A 17,323-nucleotide genomic window follows, 5' to 3' on the forward strand; every position below is an offset into this window, starting at 1 on the left:
CTCGATGTGAAAAATAATGGATCTTTTAAAAATCTAAATCCTCTTTCGTTACTTTGTTGGTCTTTGTATTCTTCTAACTGGAGTTTAGACTAAACAATGGTCGCAGCTAAAAGTAGCTGCCTTTTACTAGAAGGCAAGCTGTTACTCAACAACTCAAGAGGTAGAAGATTAAACAGCTAATTTTGAAGATTTTTTGCGTCGAGAAACCCGTTTTTTAACAGTGGGATAGTACGGTGCTTTAGTACGTGCCTTTCCTTTTTCCCAACCAGGGGATTTTCCCCTATGTTTAGGCAGTTGAGCCGGAGTACCAATGTCAACTAAAATCGACAACATTGATTGGGCAACACGTCCAGGAGTTAAATTGATACGCTTCAGATTGCCAAGGCAGTCGATTCTCGACCACTAAGTCCTTAGCCAGCCAGAGTTGCCAACTCATCAACGGCATTAAATCGCTCCACCGCTCTGATTGTTCGGGAGTTCTTAAGTTAGGTAATGTCCAATGTAATCGTTGCTTAGCAAATCTATACCAATGATCGACTCCAAAACGTCGTAAATACTTAAACCAAACAGTTTCTAAGGGTAGAGTGCGCTCTCCGACCCAAGCCAACCACAAGGGTGGAAACGGCTGACCGCTTGACATGAAATTCATTCTTTCCACAAGGATTAAATTGACTCTCTGTCCTGCAGCACGATAAAAATGTAAGTCAAGCCATTGCCTAACTCGGACTTGTCCCAACTGCGGATGTTCGTCAATTTCAATCACAGTATCCGCTTCGAGCCATGTGGTTGGGTCGTTGAGCTTGATTTTGGACCCGTGTTTCCGTGGTCTGCCGCGACCACTATAGGCTGGTGGTGCTGACCACAAGCAGGCATTGCTTCGGACTCTCATTAAACAATCAGCTTCAATATCTGCTATCGCTAGTACCCAACTTGCATTGCCATATTCTCGGTCTAAAACTGCTAATACTGGATTGACGCTCTGTTGGCAGACCAGCTTCAGTTGTGTTGCCGCTTTTTGTATTGGGGATTCTGCACTGCTAATCCGTTCGTGCAGCAACGGTAGTGCCCAACTTCCTTCTGCTTCGGGTATCCACGCAATTGTGCTGTATCCTTGTCCAATAATTACCCCCCCCTGATATTCATGGGTTCTGTCTTTTAATGTTTTAGCATCTGGTCTCCCCCATGCGGTATGGTCGATTGCTACTAACATATGTTCCATTGCAGGTGCTTCCTGCTCTAATTGCTTAATATACAACTCCATTAGTTTTCTCCGGTCTGGCCTACTGTCTTGTAAGGCTTCGTATATGCTTGACCATTGACGACTGAATAACGGACTGAGCGAAAATTCCGCTAAACATGACGCATTCCTGGTGGTCATCACTGCATCTATCAGCTCGAATGTTGCATCCTTCGCTCGCACCAATAACTCGTATGCTGCTTGACGAAAGTCCTTTAATCGTTCACTGTTCATTTAGGGAGTGGATGGGTTTTATTTTTCACCCTCATTCTCTCCTTAACGGTGGCTCAAGTTTTTCTTTTGCCACCGTTCTCTCTTTTTTAGTCTAAACTCCAGAATCTTAGACCTGAATCCTTACAAAAATTACTACATCCTATGTATTGCCTAGGGCGTCGGTTCAGTATTAGGAGTTGACAAAAAAAGGAATTTATGAAATTAGCCAGTGCATGAGTTCGACTCTATGCCTGGTGTAATTGGCCGAACCTGCTCCATTCGAGCAATGACATGAAGATTATGAACAACAGCGACTCGCCGTAAATCGAAGAGATTTTTCCGCAGTCCAAGATACCGAGCACGATTCCCCTGCCAATGGCCAATATGAGCCAGAGAGTGTTCAACTGTAGTACGTTTTCTCAATTCTTGGCGACCAATAGCAGTGGATTGACGTGCTCGCAACTCTTGCATTAAGGCTTCATCAGGATGAATTGATACAGTCCGTCCTCTTTTACTATTCGTGCAACCAGACCTCAGAGGGCAAATTGTACATTCATTCTGAGGAAAATGAACAGTTTTCCCCGGTTCAAATGGGATACTTACCTGATGGGGACAGCGAATTAAATGCGTATCCCAGTCAAGGAAAAAAGAATTTTTATCAAACCGTCCAGAATTTTTGACTGGCCACGCCTTGCAAAATATCTGTAATTTATCATTCCTTTGTGTCACCCAGTGACTAGATAAATAAGCCCGATCGATATGTAACTCAGATAGGTGAATATTTTGAAATTTTAAGTCACGTTCTAGGTCAATTGTAGCAGCGGATTCTGGAGTATTGGCGCGTGTCAACGCCACCGCGCGAACTACACCACTCTCTAAATCTTTGAGGACGTGACGTTTATATCCATCTATTTTTTTAGAGCGGCTTTTACGCCCATGCCGCATATCGGGGTCTTCGATAGAAATGCGACGATCTTTGGCGACCCCTTTACTTAAACTCGGAACGCCTTGTGAGTCGAAAGTTACATTCTGAGATTCAATGACTCGGGCAACATCCAGAGTCTCTTGAACTACTTCAAATTCATCACAATCAGACTGGCTTTGCATCCATTCTTCCACAGAATCTAAGCTACTTAGGATAATTAAGAGTGCATTTTGACGCTCTACTGGATTATCCCAGTTTAAATCTAAAGCCGTTTTTAAGCTGGAACTATTAAGGATGGGTGCACCTGCTTCCAGGGCAATTTCTGCTGGCTCCCGCCCCTGCACAGCAGCTATCATACTCACCGCCTTACGTAAAGCATGACCCAAGAGATTATATGTATCTTCGACTTTACCAGCTCCCCATAAAGGTGAGGAATCTAAAGCTGCTTTCAGTTGAGATGAGCCAAATCCACCTTTTTGTTTGGCAATTTCTACGGTGCGGTCAATTAAACGTTGGTCTAGTTCTTTTTTAATTAAGCGATTTCTGAATCTCACCAAAGTGGCTTTGCTAAAAGGGGGAGTTTCACACTTTAGACAATCGAGAACTAACTGCCAACGTTGATCCATGAGCATTTCTTCAATTACTTCATCGTCTGAAATGCCTAAGTAGGCTTGCAGAATAATTGCCAGAGCAATTTGTGCAGGAGGAACTGGGCCCTGACCTACTGTGCTGTCTTTAAAAATTGTAGCAAGTTCTTCTTGAAACTCATCATTAAATATGAATGAACGGTTGAGCCCTTAGAAACGTGAATAACTTGGCTCGTTTAATGCGCTTGATAATCAACGCTTCTGTTTCTGAGAGTTCAATTGGAGGATGCCATAAGGGAGGGCGCATAAGGTTTCTTCCTTCTTCCTGATTGTCAGAATTTAACAGGCTTTTCAATTCACATATCATTTTCAGTTTTTTTTGTCAACTCCTAATACTGAACCGACGCCCTAGGGGATGGTCATGCCGGGATTTGGAACATATTTAAAGAAATTGGAGACAATGAACAAAGACAAGAAATCTTAGATTGGTATCATCGAACAAGAAAATCTCTACAAGGTAGGGGGTTCAATAAAACGATTGAAATCAGCAGAAACTATGTTGTGGAAAGGCAAAGTTGATGAAGTTATAAAATTATTTAAAAACTTTAAAGGTCAAGCATTTAAAACGTTTTGCAATTATTTAGAAACTCATCGCTGCCGAATAGTTAATTACCAATACTACAAAGAAGAATCCATAAGTTCGATTGGTTCGGGAACAATTGAATCACTAATTAAACGCATTGGATTAAGGGTGAAAATATCGGGAGCGCAATGGAAGATTGAGAACGTTTCGTCTATCCTTGCTCTTCGCTGTGCTTATCTCAACGGTCAACTTTCAATTTGATGTATTTGCCAAACTGAGATGCACCCAGTTGAAGTCCATAAACTTTCTTTTCTAGAATAGCTATTGCTAAGACAATTAGGACATAAAATACAAGTTTTTTCCTTACAGGAGCCTAAGAAATGGCAAAAGCTTATAGCTACGACCTGCGTCAAAATGTGATTAACGCCATTCAGGCAGTCTAGCAATTCATTTATTTAATAAAAAATATAAAAAAATGGCGTTTGTCAAGTACAAACGCCATTTTATAGAATTACAAACGTGGCGTCTTATCTTGTTTAAACGACGCTAACAATTCGCGAATTTGGTCGGCCGCAATCTCGCGCCCGCCCAAACCAAAAGCTAGAGCAATGCCAACTGCGATCGCCCCAAGCAGCAGCCCGAAAGCCAAATTCACAATATCGCTGCCAATGCCCATCTGTTGCAGGGCCAAGGCCGAAACAAAGGCAATAATCGCAATCCGAGCCGCTTGGCCCAAAAGCCGCGCTTGACGAGTTCCAGAACTGGCAATCAAACTAAACGCCAGATTCGCCAAATACAAGCCGATCGCAAATACCACCAAACCGGCCAGCACCCGACCCGCAACTACGACAATACCGCTAACAATCGCCGTCAGCGCTGGAATTTGCAGCACGTCGGTAGCCGCCACCACTGCAAACAGCAGGATGCCCACCTGCACCACAATGCCGACAAACTCAGAAGGCGTGCGGGTAGGAAGTTCCGGTTCCTGAAGAATCGTTGCCTCCGGATCGATCGAACTTGGCGGTAGCCTCAGCGACTGTTTCGGTGGCTGCACCCCCAACCAAGAAAAGACATTGTTAAAGCCAATTCCCGTCAGGATATTAGTAACCAAATCGCCTACCCAGCGCCCCAAAATGTAAGCAAGCGCCAGAATCAGCGCTGCCGTGAAAATTTTGGGAACCGCGCCCAAAATGTCGTTGAGCATCGCGACTGCAGGCTGCGAAATCGCTTGAATGTCCAAAGCGTTGAGAGCTGCGATCGCCGTTGGAATCAAAATCAAAACATAGACGATCGTCCCGGCAATCCACGACAGAGATTGTCCGCTAGAAGTCCGCGAAATTCCAAACCGAGCGCCCAAACTGTCCGCCCCAGAAGCAGCCAACAGATTCGTGACAATCCGCCGCACCACCATAGCCAGCAGCCAGCCCACAAACCCAATCAGCACAGCTTCCAGAATTTTCGGAATTGCCGCCAGAATTTGGTTGAGCAAATTATTCACTGGCAGCAGAGCCTGCTGCATTTCCAGTGAGTCGAGAATCAGCGGCAAAAACAGCAGAAAAATGAACCAGTACAGCGCATTCGCCACAGTATCGCTCAGCAGCAAAGGGCGCTCAGTGGGCGCTGCGCCCACCTCCTGATTCAAGCGCTCGTCTACGCTCAAAGTCCGCATCACGCGCGATACGGCCATTTTGGCGACTGTCGCCAACACCCAAGCAATCCCCAACCAAATTAGCGCGCCGGCTAACTTCGGCAAGAAACCGGTAATTTGATTGAGAAAAGTATTGAGCGGTTGCGAGACAGCCGTTAGATTCAGACGGTCGAAAAAGGCAATTAGGAAAAAGATAAAAATGATCCAGAACACCGCTGTGGAAATCCATTTTTCCACTTGCGGGGTTTCAGCTCCTTCCGGGCGGCCGGTAATCCAAGCAGCCAGCCGATTGTCGATCGTAGTCTTCTTGAGCAATCCCCCGACTACAGATGATACGACGGCTGATATTATCAAGCCAACTAGCAGGATACCGACGGCCCAGAGGAGATTTTCAATGTTTGAGCCCTGAAAGAGATTGTTAATTCCGCGCTCTGCCTGTGCCAGCGGATTTGCGGGCTGGGCCTGTGCCAAAATGCGATCGGAAAAAGCCGCTATTGGGTCCGATATGGGTCTAGTTATTTCTTGCCAACTTTCATTCATTTTTTTCTCAGGTTAACGTCACATTTGACAAGGAGAAGACGAAACTTTAATAATAGTTCCAAAAAATCTAGACATCGCCTAAATTTAATGTTTGTACACTTTTAATGTACTGGGTTAACTACAAAACCCTCCATCGAATTTGGGATCAACCCATCTCCGACTGCTTTGGGGCCAATATTCAAAGAACCGTTCACATCGGCATTTATTAGTTATCCAGTTTGGATTCTGAACAATTCTCTTTTTACCCTACTGCCAATGTAGTCGGAATGTTGTTGAATTGGTTCCAAATCCAAAGCTGAACATTTAGAGGTGTAACTTTCCTTAACTAACACAACTTTAATTCCCGCAAGTTGTCCTTTGTAATGCAACATTTGCAGAAACCGGCGATGGGGAATACAGGCAAAATTTTGATTTCTAATCATACCAGTATTAATCCCATCTTGAAAATCCTGGTTCCACCCTATAACCAGCAAGCCCATTTGATAATTGACGAGTTCTTTAATAATTGCGGAACTCGTCGTGTGGAGGTAGTAATCCACTTGACAGTTACGCTTGTGCCACCATTTGGCGAGTTTTTTACTGTTTTTTTGCGCTACGGGCAGCAATGATTTCAGTGCCGATGAAACTTGATTGCAGTATTGGTTTCTTGACTTAACACTCCGTCCCTCGTAGATTGTCGGTACTAACCCAGGAATATTGTAGGTTAATGTTACCAGATTGTTTAATCCTAAATCTAGGGCAGCTACTCTCTGATTAACTTGTAAAGGCTGTTCTAACTTTTCATAGAGCACCTCGACAACATAACAACCTACTTTGGGAACAATCCGGAATTCCCGAATCGAGGTGACTTTTGAGGGCAACCAAATATTAGTCCCAGAGGGACGAGCATATCCTTTTTTTAAGGATTTTTTGCTAACAGCTTGACAATTAAATACAACTACATAGCGCCCGTCCTCTCTTTTTCGCTCTCTTGAACCTTTGTAATGAGGGATTTTCGGGGCGGCTTTAAATTTAGTTGGGTCTTCCTGATAGTTTCGCACCGCCAGATAATAGCTAGTCCATGCTTTGAGGGGTAAGCCGATCGTGCTTTGTGCTACCTTTGCGGGCAGTGCTTTGTAATCAGGACTTGTTTTGAGCGCCTGATAAACAGCCAGAGCGTTTGTTTGTTGGCTAGCGAAAAAGTTTTGACGGTAGATGTAGTTAGCGCTATTGTAAAGTTTTTTGCACAGCAAAGATAGTCTATCGGCTTCTCGATAAAACCTATGATTTGGTTTAATGATGTGCCTTTCGACTAACTCCATAATCGGTATATATACTTTAATTCAAGATGATACACTGTATTTATGAGTGTGTCAATCTTTTAATTTCTGGAAAAATTGACGTTACAAGTAAATAAAGGACTATCAAGTAAGCAAAGTTTTGTAATACCCTCCCTGTTGCAGGTTCTCATGTCAATTCGTCAAGTTTTCGAGCAATCCATTGAAATTCGCGCTGCTGCTACTCTGGTGGAGCAATGTATAGTCGATCGCACTTTAATGCACAAGTGGCTCAATCCCCTGCTACGCTGCGATCCCCAGGGCGAATGGGATACTGCCGTAGGAAGTCGCAGCTTATTTATCATAAAAATTCCTGTTTTGCAACCCTCTTTAGAGAGTGTTGTGTTGGAGCGACAACCCGGTTTAATTGTTTGGGGGTTTGACGGATTTTTCAAAGGATGCGATCGTTGGGAATGCCAGCCGCAAATCCAAGGAACTCTCTTGATTAACCGCTTTGAATTTCAAATTCCCAATCGTTTAATTAGATTTGGTTTCAATCGCTTTGCAGCCCCTTGGACAGAAAAAGATATGAAAGACCAACTCCGCAGACTCAAGCGGGTAGCAGAGCAACTATCTCAAAGAATGGGTAAGGGGTAATGGATAATGGGTAATTGGGAACTTTTACCCTCGCATAGCCGAAGAATTGGTAATGGGTCATGAGTAATTGCTAATAGCTGAAAGTTAGAGCTAATAGGAAAAAAGCACCAATTCCCAATTCCCAATTTCCCATTACCCCTTCCCTCCAACTTCAGTTATTTATTTCGCACTTCCCGATGGATTGGGCTGACAAATCATTTCTCTCGCCGAATTCACGGCTTGGTTAGCCGTATTTTGCAAAGCCGGGGAATTCTGATACAAAGCTTGCAAATCTTGCACATCTTTAATCACTCGCTCGTAAATAACCATCGCTTGATTGCCGTCAACTTCTAAGGCAGTAGGGCTGTAATTTTGCATCACTTCAATCAGCGATATTTTGCCATCTTTGGAAGCTGCGACTAAAGCATCGCGCAGTGCGGGCGCGCTTTGCAGCCGAGTTGCCGGCGCATAAGCAACCTCCCCCAATTGTTTGAAAACAATTTCCCCAAAATAAGTGCTTGCTAGCCGCGCTACTAATTGGGAATCTAAAGGCACTTCTCGCGTTAATATTTCGCGCATCGACTCGGGAGTTTGTTTCGCAAGACTAAGAACGCTTTGCAGTTGAGATGATGCTTGGCCATTTTGTGCAAAGCTTTGCAAGTCGCTCATCGGTAATGTTACGTCAACAGCACCGTATTTTACGGTAACATTATCTAATGCAAAGGCTTTGCCGCTGCTTAGGAATACTGCACTTGTTCCCAGCAAAAGCGCCAAACCCAATGATAAAGACTTTGACATTCTTTTGGTTAAATGGGCTGACAGCGGTTGCATTCCGTTGAGATAACGTTGTTGAAACTGAAAGTTCATGAGTTTGTTCCTCTTTACGTCAAAATACTTTTTAGATTGCTCGTCAGTGCGGATATCAGTGCGGATATCAGTCGGGAAAGTCGAATCGGGATGTCCGTAAATGACCTATGATTTTACAGTCAAGTCCAGCAATTTCAACCTATCAAAAGATAGGTGTTAATTTACAACTAATATGTTATGCTTAGCTTTTTGACAAATTTAGATACCTTTGCAAAAATGATAAACGCGAAATTTGGTCGTCGGGCAGCAGTTTATTGATTGTCACTTTTATGTCTTATAGTGTGCTGTGCGACATCTAGCGAATTTAACTTCAAAGATCCCGATCAAGCCGATCGACCAATTGGCGAATTCTAGCAGCATCAGGAGCATTCGGAGCATTTCTCAGGTATAGTTCCAAATCGTGGCGCGCTTCTACCAAGCGTCCCAATTGATAATAGAGAATTCCGCGATCGCGCCGTTCCCCCAGCGCATCGGGAAACAGCAGCAAAATCCGTTCGATCGCCAAGAGTACCCTCACAGCATCTCCCTGTTGCAAGTAAATCGCCTTCAGATTTCCCAGCATTCGCCCCAACAAATGTCGGCGACTTACCGGGCCGAGAAAAGTCGGCTGCAACTCCATAGGTTGACCATAAATTTGAGAAAGTCGGGCTTGACAATCTTCAGGAAACAAGATTTCGCCGCCGTTAAACGCATCAACAAAAATACCAGCATCTTCAAAATCCGGTCTAATTAAAAAATGTCCCGGCATCCCAATTCCCACCATCGGAAAATCAATCCGCTTAGCAACCTCCAAATAAACCAAAGATAAAGAGATCGGAATACCAGTACGCCGATCGATCACTTCATTCAAAAAGCTATTGCGGGGGTCATAATAATCAGCATCATTGCCCGCAAACTGCAACTCCCCGTATAAATAGCCGTTAATAGTTTGAATAATCCGCAGCGGATAATTCTGTGCCGGCAGGCGATCGCGCACTTCATCTGCGATCGTGTCGAGAGCGTTGAGATACTCCTCTGGCTCTAAATTTGGGTATTCTTCCAAAGCCATATAAAGGGCAGCTTTCCCCAGGTCGATCGAGCCATCAGGCTGATTTATTTCTCGATAAAAGAGTTGTCGGGCGATCGGAAAATCCATATTTATGATTTATTTGATTTTAATTGACATTTTATACGAATATCCAGTTGCCCAAAAAAATATTAAAAACATCTCTCTTCTCTTCCTCTCTGCGTTCTCTGCGCCCTCTGCGGTTAAAAAAAACAGTCTTGTATGTAACGCGCACCTTACAGCTTAACTTTTAACCTTCAAATCCCGTGACTTTTACCAATCACCCAACTGCGGCGAAAAATCCGAGCCAGAGTCGATTCTTCCAAAGCAAAATAGATAGGGCGGCCGTGAGGACAAGTGCGCGGATTGCGAGTTTGCTGCCATTCATCCAACAAATTTTGCATTTGGGAAACACTCAAAGGAGTACCGTTTCGCATAGCGCTACGGCAAGCAGTCGCAACTTGAGCCGCTTGTAAATCTGCGACTTTACTGAGTTCAAAAAGCGCATCCGCACAGTCATCTCGATCGGCTAACAATTCAGGAACTTCGCGGGCAGCCCATAGCTGTTCGCCAAAACTTTCTACTTCCAAACCCAATCGGGATAAATTCTCTATTTGCAGCGCCGATAATTGACTGAGAATTACTGGTTTCTCTAGACATTTTAGCTGCCAAGCCGCGCACAATTGCTCGTACAAAACGCGCTCGTGAGCGATGTGCTGTTCTATCAACCAAATTCCGCTGGAATGTTCGGCAACAATGTAAGTATTGTGAACTTGAGCGATCGCCCTCAATTCCATCAATGCTATTTTATTACCTTTTGCCTCTTCGCCGCCGTCCTCATTCTGCCTAGCCGAAACCCCAACACTGTAAGCACTTTTTTGTTCCGATGCCTTCAGCAATTTTCCCACTCGTTCGGGCATTGGGACAGCAGGCAAAACATCATCATTCAGGTGCAAAGCGCGAGCAATTGCCGCGCTAACTTGTTCTTGCCAAAAACTCGGATCGTGCAGATAAATTTCCACCTTAGCTGGGTGGCGGTTCCAGTCGATTTCCGAAGGGGATATTTGCAGGTGAACAAAACACACGGGATAGCGATCGCGCGGACAAGTGCGGGCAAAGGCGCTGAGAATAGTTTGCTCTAATTCGGGCGATCGCACAACTCGCCGATTTACCCCCACCTTCACCCAATCGGGCCGCCTGCGGTGACAGCGATCGGGCAAACCAATTACTAATTCTAACAACTGGGAAGTGGGCATTTGGAATTTGGAAGTAGCAACGGGGAATTGGTAATTAGATTTAACTGTAGCGCCAACAAGTTGAGTTTCTACCAATAAATTTGCTGCTTTTAGATTTTGAGGACTCGCAGGCAAATCTAACTTTAAATACTGCAAATCACTCGCACGCACGCCGCGCACAAATTGAGGTAAAATATGTTCTGCTGTGCTACCAGGAGTTACGTGCAAACAAGGCGTGTTTCCTTGACGCAACTGCCAATTAACGTGCGGGTGACAAATAGCAATTTGCTGAAGGGTTAATTGGATCGATCGCATTTGCTGTGTCGGTGACAAAAAACTGCGGCGCACAGGCCAATTGCCAAACAAATTATCAACAGTCACCACCGTACCCGGAGCGATCGCGGCTGTTTCCACCTCCACAGCAACGCCCGCGCTATTGTAAACCACCCGCCAGCCCGATCGAGCATTTCCACATCCCCCCTTGTTAAAGGAAGATTTGGCGGGGGTTTGCGCCGACTCTGGATTTTCCGAAAAATCCCCCAATCCCAAATCATTTGATCGGCTCAAAACCTCCAAACAGCCCAACTGAGCTAAACTGTGCAAAGCTTCCCCACGAAATCCCAAAGTATCAATTTTGTAAAGGTCTGCTTCCGTGGTAATTTTGCTCGTACTGTGAGGCGAAGCCGCCTGCCGCAAATTTTCCAGATCCATTCCCGTACCATTATCTGCAACTTGCACCCGCCACTGTTCCGGCCAGACAGAAACAACAATGCGAGTTGCGCCAGCATCCAGAGAATTTTCAACTAATTCTCTTACCGCCGCGGCGATCGAGTCAATCACTTCGCCGGCGGCAATTAAATTGATAACTTCTGTGGGTAAGGTTTGAATAGTAACTGGCATCAGATTTTTAGCGCTTCATTAATTTAATTCTACTTGATTATGCAAACCGCTACACAGTATTAGGACTTACGCTCTTCAACCCGGTTTCTTAGAAAAATATTGTTTTATAACAAGATATCTACTCATCAACCAAGTCTCTTCTGACGCTTAGTGAGAAAGTCCTAAGTATATATCTTCCTACCTACTTAATTTTGATCTGCTAAAGCCATGCTTCTCGGCAAACAGATGTAAAAAGTTGTGCCTTTTCCGTCCTCTGACTCATAAGTAATTTTCCCTTTGTGAGCCTCAACGATGGACTTAACAATTGCCGTTCCCAACCCAGTACCAGTCCGCTTGCCATAAGTCACAAACGGTTCAAATAACTTTTCCTTAATTGTCGGTGGAATGCCGGGGCCGTTATCGTAAATGCTAATTTCTGCCCACTCGTCACTTTGTGTCACCGCAATCTCCACCCGACCCCCTCTTCCGCCAAAAGCCTCAACAGCATTCCCAACTAAATTTTGTAAAACGCGCAAAATCTTATTTTCATCCGCTTCCACTATTACTTCTGTCACCCGTACTACTAAATCTACTTTGGCTGCTTCAAAATAAACTCTGTTCAACTTTTCAAACTGCTGCAATGTCTGAATTAGATTAATTGGTTTTTTATGTAATACAGAATTACCGCGCGAAAATTCTAATACTTCTTCAGCCATCCCCAACATTCTATGAACCTGCAATTGAATAAGTTCACACCACTCCTGAGTTTCCTCATCTGGGTGCATTTCTTTGAGCATTTCACTGGAGAGTTTAATTCCAGTAAAAGGACTTTTGAAATCGTGAATAATTGTACTCACCATTTCTCCTACCAATACCATTTTTTGTTTGTGTACCAACTGGCTAACATATTGATCCGTGGTATCCCGTAAATTTTTAGTAATGAAACCAAACATTTGCAGTACCGAACTGCCTTTAGCAAACTGGAGAGTTGTTATTAGTTCTTCACGGGCTATTTTTGCCAAAGTCGAGCCTGCAACTGCCACAGCTCTAGCACTGCGTGGCTCTCCGTCTAAAACTCCGAGTTCGCCAAAATAATCGTCTGGCTTAGCCACAGCAACAGTTTGATATTTATTGTTTTCAATTCGCTTACTAAACTGGACTTTACCTTCTAAAACTAGATAGAAAAAATCCGCTTTTTCTCCTTCCTCAAAAACCAGCGTTTCCTCAGCAAAACTCTCCAAAACAGCTATTTGGCAAAGGTGAGCAGCTTGCTCTGGTTCAAAATAAGACATAAATCGATGAGATGCCAGATCCATGTTAAAATACCTGAGACTTAATTTAAACCGTTTCTTTCTTCTATTTTCGCCGATCGGAATCGGTGCGTTAATCAAATACAATACTGCTTTAATCTGCCTCTATTTTCTGACCTCCGAGGCTTTGACGCAAGGATTAGCGCCGGGATGTAGAGTCAGACTAGGACAGCAGCAGCAGTAATCTCAGCAAAATTCTCAGTTAATTGACTAAAATACATAAATATTGTACTGTTTTTGAGATTTAAATTCGATCTGCGGGCGGGTCTTCTGGCTACATCAGAAGATTTTAACTGTAGAGATATCGTGTAATTTAAATGTCGATCGACCGAGTTTACAAAAATTAACGCTCGCCCGATAAAACGATCGCAGCATTCTGCCCGCCAAAGCCAAAGCTTAAACAAACCGCATTTCTGACAATAGCCGATCGCGCACAGCGAACAAAATCTAATTCAAACCCCGGTTTTTTCATTCCCACGCAAGGCGGTAACATCTGATATTTAATGCTCATCAAACAAAAAGCCACGCCCAAAGCTCCCGAAGCTCCCAAAGTATGACCCGTCGCCCCCTTAGTCGAACTAACAGCAACTCCTGGGTGAAATAACTTCTCAATTAACAATGCTTCGTGTCGGTCATTTAACTCAGTTGCAGTACCGTGAGCATGAATAAAATCTATATCAATCGCCGCTAAATGGCTGCGTTTCAAACATTGATTTACCGCCGTGATCGCACTTTCCCCCCCCAGCTCCGGGGCATTAGCATGGCAAGCATCATTTGTCAAGCCAAAACCGGAAACTCGACCGTAAATTTTAGCACCACGACGCCTTGCCAACTCGGCCGACTCTAATACAAATAAAGCCCCGCCTTCACCGAGCACAAAGCCTTCCCGATTTTCATCAAAGGGATAGCACCCTGTGTTTGCCAAAGCACCCATCCGGCTAAATCCAGCCAGAGTCAGCGGTGTGATAGGCGCTTCCACAGCACCTGCGATCGCCCGCTGACACTCACCAGTGCGGATTAAATCAACAGCACGGGCGATCGACTGTAGGCCCGTCGCACAAGCAGCCATCGGTGCCAGTACCGGCCCCGTCGAACCAATTGCCCTCGCCGCTGCGATCGCCCCCATGTGAGGCAAAAAATTCACAAATTGAGAATCGGTAATTGGGAATTGGGAATTGGGCATTGGGAATTGGGAATTGGGAATTGGGCATTGCGAATCGGTAATTGAGAATTCTCTTTCCTCTTCCTTCTTCCTTCTTCCTTCTTCCTTCTTCCCTCTTCCTTCCCTCGCCAACAGTTCCAAATTTGCCTGGAAACCTCGGCTAGAACCGATCGCAATCCCACACTCAAGCAAAGGCAAAGTCAAATTAGCATCTTGCAAAGCATCTGCTAAAACCTGCCGAATTAAACTTATTAAATCGACAGGTTTTGTGCCAATTAAAGCCAAAGGTCGTCGTTCAAGTTCTATAAAAGGTTGATGTTGCCGAATTCCTGATTCCCCAGACAACAATCTTTTCCAGCTACAATCCAGAGTGCCTAAAGCAGAAACCAGGCCAATTCCCGTAACAACAACATCCACATCTGCCCTCAGCTTCCCAAATTTTTAGTCATTAGCCATTAGTCATTAGTCATTAATCATTAGTTATTGATGATTGGAACTAATTATTAACTACTAACCAACGACCAACGACTGATATCGTTTCCGGTTGCATCGGAATAATAAAATCGAATCAACAGTCAACACTCAACAACCATTGAGTTTTTCGACCCCGAGTCAACAGTCAACCGTCAACAGCCAACCGTCAACAATTATCTCCATTGTGCAACCGGAATTGATATGACGAGTGACGACTGACTATTGACTACTGAACAGGCTTAAAATTTTCCAAACCCTGAGTAACAGTAGCCTTCTCAATGCGATCGCCCGCTTCAATCTTATCAACAACATCCATCCCTTGCTTCACGTACCCAAAAACCGCATAACTACCGTCCAAAAACGGTACATCGGTCAAAGTAATGTAAAACTGAGAAGAAGCCGAATCAGGACTCTGCGATCGAGCCATAGCCACAGCCCCGCGACTGTGCATCAACACGGGTTTCTCCTTAACCCCAGCTTCTTCTAACGTCGCGCTGTAAGTCGGATTGGCAGCACCTTTAGCTTTAATTTCCAGAGGAATCCTGCGTTCAGCAGAAGTTTTCGGGTCAATAAAACCGCCAGTTCCCAGTCGCGCTGTAGGGAATTTAGGGTCTTTACCCTGGGGGTCGCCGCCTTGAACTACAAAAGGCTGAGGTTCCCGCACGACTCGGTGAAATACCAGCCCGTCGTAGACTCCTTTCTGAACCAAATCGACAAAATTGCCCGCAGTAATTGGCGCATTTGTGCCGTCGAGTTCGATCGTAATTGGAGAACCTTTAACCGTCATCACCACCGTTGCTTTTCCTTCCAAGCGTGGCAAATTGCTAAATTGCGAACTCGTCGCTACAGCAGCAGGAGAAGGAGACGGAGACAAAGAAATATTTTCACCCGACGCCGGATTCGATGTCGGAGTCGAGTTTGCCACAGGGGAATTACTGCATCCTCCGACAAATAACGCACCAATTATTAAAAGTGAGAACAACCACCGCTGAATTTTGATTTGCATTTGCATTTGTATTTTCACTTTGAGTCAATTACGGACTTTGCAACTAAAGATTTTAATTCAATAGTCCGGACTGTTTTTAGTTCGTAGTCTAAAACCAGCGATTTTCCTTTGATAGCGAACTGGCCTTGGAGCCTTGAAACCCTTATTCTACGGTTTGCAATCAAAAACTTTCGCAAGTATCAATAGTCCGGACAGTTTTTATATGGCCCAATGGCTTATTCTGTAGGAATTTGAGCCACTGTGGATAATTAAATCAATGTCCGATCCACCCCTGACGGGGCATTTAATTCGACTTTATTATGATCCTTGCCCCGCGTAAGCTTGTAGTCGGGTTCCAAAAACTGTCCGGACTATTGAAGTATGGTTAATTGATAGATTCAAAAATTGGTAACGGGCTTACTCGCAGATCGATCTTTTTCACTTACCAGGTAGGTAAGGTGCGCGGCCCGGCGCACCCTACGAGACATTACCAATCTCAGATATCAAATCGCAAATCGAAAATCCCTAAAGTCCTTCTAGGGGAACTTGCAAAAATCGAGCCAATTCGGCGGCTTGATTTTCCACTTCAGACAAAGCAATCGGCTGTCCGACTCTAGTCAGGGGAAACTGACGGCGGTCTTTGAGCTTAAGATAAATACTGCGGCGGGGATTGAGACCTTCTTTAATGTCCACCCGCACAGATTGCACGTCCGATGTCTTGCAATTAAAATCAACTTTGCGGTTTTTGCCGGGAAAACCCCAGCGAAAGATCCGAATGTTACCAGTTTGTCGATCGAACTCGTTGTAACCGCCACCGACATCCCAGAGAATAGTCAGCCACAGGTAGAGCGCCAACAGCACGCCACAGACACCGTAGAAACCCATCGCAATGCCTTGGGGGATGAAAACAAGCTGAGTCGGGTCAGCAAAAGGCAGCAGGTTAACGTGCAAGTAGCTGGAAATGCCCGACAGCAGGAAACCAGTCCCTCCAATGCTGACCACCGTCGCCCACCAGTAATTGCTGAAGCGGCGGGAGCCCAAAACCGGGTAGCGCAGGACAGGATCGATCGAGGTCATTGTTTTTGCAGTCATAAAATTAAACAGCCTTAAAGCCAAATCTTAATTCAATTAGCCCACCGAGCGTCACGCTTCGCTGACGAGATCGCGATCGACCGATCGGCATTGTGTATCAACTCCTGCTAATTATGTTGAAAAATTCTGAACTTCTAATATATACTTATGTTAAGTTTAATTAGAAACCTTAGTTTTTTAACAAGCAAAAGGATTTTACCGCAGTCAGGAACTAAGGGCTAAGGCCACTGAGCTTGTAAGAAATTGCAAGCTGTTCTGACCAGACCCCTCGCAAGAGGAGACGTTATTTAGGTCACGACACCGGCGAATGCGACGCCAGTTTTCCGCTCTGTCACCTGCGATTCAACAGTTTTAAAGTCACTGAAACAGTGTCGCAGGTCTAACAAGCCTTTATAACCAGGTCGAGGCGAACATTACCCCACAAGGGAGACTGAGGCAACCATACCTCATCGAAGGGGCAACCATACCCCTCCAACCCCGAAAGGGGAAAGATTCAAGGCGATTGAAATCGCCGCGTTGTTTTCCTCTCAGGTCAGAAGACACGCTCGTTTCCCACTTACCCAGTTTTTTTTATGACAATCGCAGTCGGACGCGCCCAGACCGAAAGAGGCATATTTGATGTACTCGACGACTGGCTCAAACGCGATCG

Annotated in this window: 11 protein-coding genes and 2 pseudogenes; 2 read left to right on the forward strand and 11 right to left on the reverse strand. The window is 44.8% G+C overall.

The features are described from left to right. Positions 1–313 precede the first annotated feature (313 nt). Positions 314–1,471: an NF041680 family putative transposase gene (locus QUA36_RS28720; RefSeq protein WP_333459877.1), complete on the reverse strand. Its 1,158-nt coding sequence runs from the start codon at positions 1,469–1,471 to the stop codon at positions 314–316. Between the two features lie 201 nt (positions 1,472–1,672). Then, positions 1,673–3,269 (reverse strand): annotated as a pseudogene (locus QUA36_RS28725) (IS1182 family transposase). A 101-nt stretch (positions 3,270–3,370) separates the two neighbouring features. On the opposite strand from QUA36_RS28725, the pseudogene QUA36_RS28730 reads away from it, so the two are divergent. Then, positions 3,371–3,806 (forward strand): annotated as a pseudogene (locus QUA36_RS28730) (ISKra4 family transposase); the annotation flags it as partial. 250 nt (positions 3,807–4,056) lie between these two features. Here QUA36_RS28730 and QUA36_RS28735 read toward each other — a convergent pair. Together QUA36_RS28735 and QUA36_RS28740 are read right to left on the reverse strand one after the other, a co-directional pair. Continuing rightward, positions 4,057–5,733 carry a mechanosensitive ion channel gene (locus QUA36_RS28735; RefSeq protein ID WP_333164130.1) on the reverse strand — a complete coding sequence of 559 codons (1,677 nt, stop codon included), beginning with the start codon at positions 5,731–5,733 and terminating at the stop codon, positions 4,057–4,059. 209 nt (positions 5,734–5,942) lie between these two features. After that, the gene (locus QUA36_RS28740; protein WP_333459878.1) at positions 5,943–7,034 is read right to left on the reverse strand and encodes a transposase; all 1,092 of its coding nucleotides are present in this window, start codon (positions 7,032–7,034) and stop codon (positions 5,943–5,945) included. 147 nt (positions 7,035–7,181) lie between these two features. Between QUA36_RS28740 and QUA36_RS28745 the strand changes: the two genes are divergently transcribed. Continuing rightward, entirely contained in the window at positions 7,182–7,646 is a 465-nt protein-coding gene (locus QUA36_RS28745) for an SRPBCC family protein (RefSeq protein ID WP_333057572.1), read from the forward strand. A 159-nt stretch (positions 7,647–7,805) separates the two neighbouring features. Here QUA36_RS28745 and QUA36_RS28750 read toward each other — a convergent pair whose 3' ends face one another. From QUA36_RS28750 to QUA36_RS28780, 7 genes are all read right to left on the reverse strand, one after another. Continuing rightward, positions 7,806–8,492, reverse strand: a complete 687-nt coding sequence (locus tag QUA36_RS28750) for an alpha/beta hydrolase (protein ID WP_333164136.1) — start codon at positions 8,490–8,492, stop codon at positions 7,806–7,808. A gap of 310 nt (positions 8,493–8,802) precedes the next feature. Then, the gene (locus QUA36_RS28755) at positions 8,803–9,627 is read right to left on the reverse strand and encodes a transglutaminase family protein (RefSeq protein WP_333459879.1); all 825 of its coding nucleotides are present in this window, start codon (positions 9,625–9,627) and stop codon (positions 8,803–8,805) included. Between the two features lie 167 nt (positions 9,628–9,794). After that, positions 9,795–11,672, reverse strand: a complete 1,878-nt coding sequence (mutL, locus tag QUA36_RS28760; protein ID WP_333459880.1) for a DNA mismatch repair endonuclease MutL — start codon at positions 11,670–11,672, stop codon at positions 9,795–9,797. A 185-nt stretch (positions 11,673–11,857) separates the two neighbouring features. Then, positions 11,858–12,967, reverse strand: a complete 1,110-nt coding sequence (locus tag QUA36_RS28765) for an ATP-binding protein (RefSeq protein WP_333164144.1) — start codon at positions 12,965–12,967, stop codon at positions 11,858–11,860. 337 nt (positions 12,968–13,304) lie between these two features. Continuing rightward, complete coding sequence (locus QUA36_RS28770; protein WP_333459881.1) at positions 13,305–14,540, reverse strand: beta-ketoacyl-ACP synthase; 1,236 nt, start codon at positions 14,538–14,540, stop codon at positions 13,305–13,307. A gap of 283 nt (positions 14,541–14,823) precedes the next feature. After that, a complete protein-coding gene (locus QUA36_RS28775; protein WP_445301467.1) occupies positions 14,824–15,609 on the reverse strand; it encodes a peptidylprolyl isomerase in 786 nt (261 codons plus the stop codon). 498 nt (positions 15,610–16,107) lie between these two features. Beyond that, the gene (locus tag QUA36_RS28780) at positions 16,108–16,674 is read right to left on the reverse strand and encodes a photosystem I assembly protein Ycf4 (protein ID WP_333216027.1); all 567 of its coding nucleotides are present in this window, start codon (positions 16,672–16,674) and stop codon (positions 16,108–16,110) included. Positions 16,675–17,323 lie beyond the last annotated feature (649 nt).

This window comes from Microcoleus sp. Pol10D4 (genome assembly GCF_036701555.1).
GTDB lineage: Bacteria > Cyanobacteriota > Cyanobacteriia > Cyanobacteriales > Microcoleaceae > Microcoleus.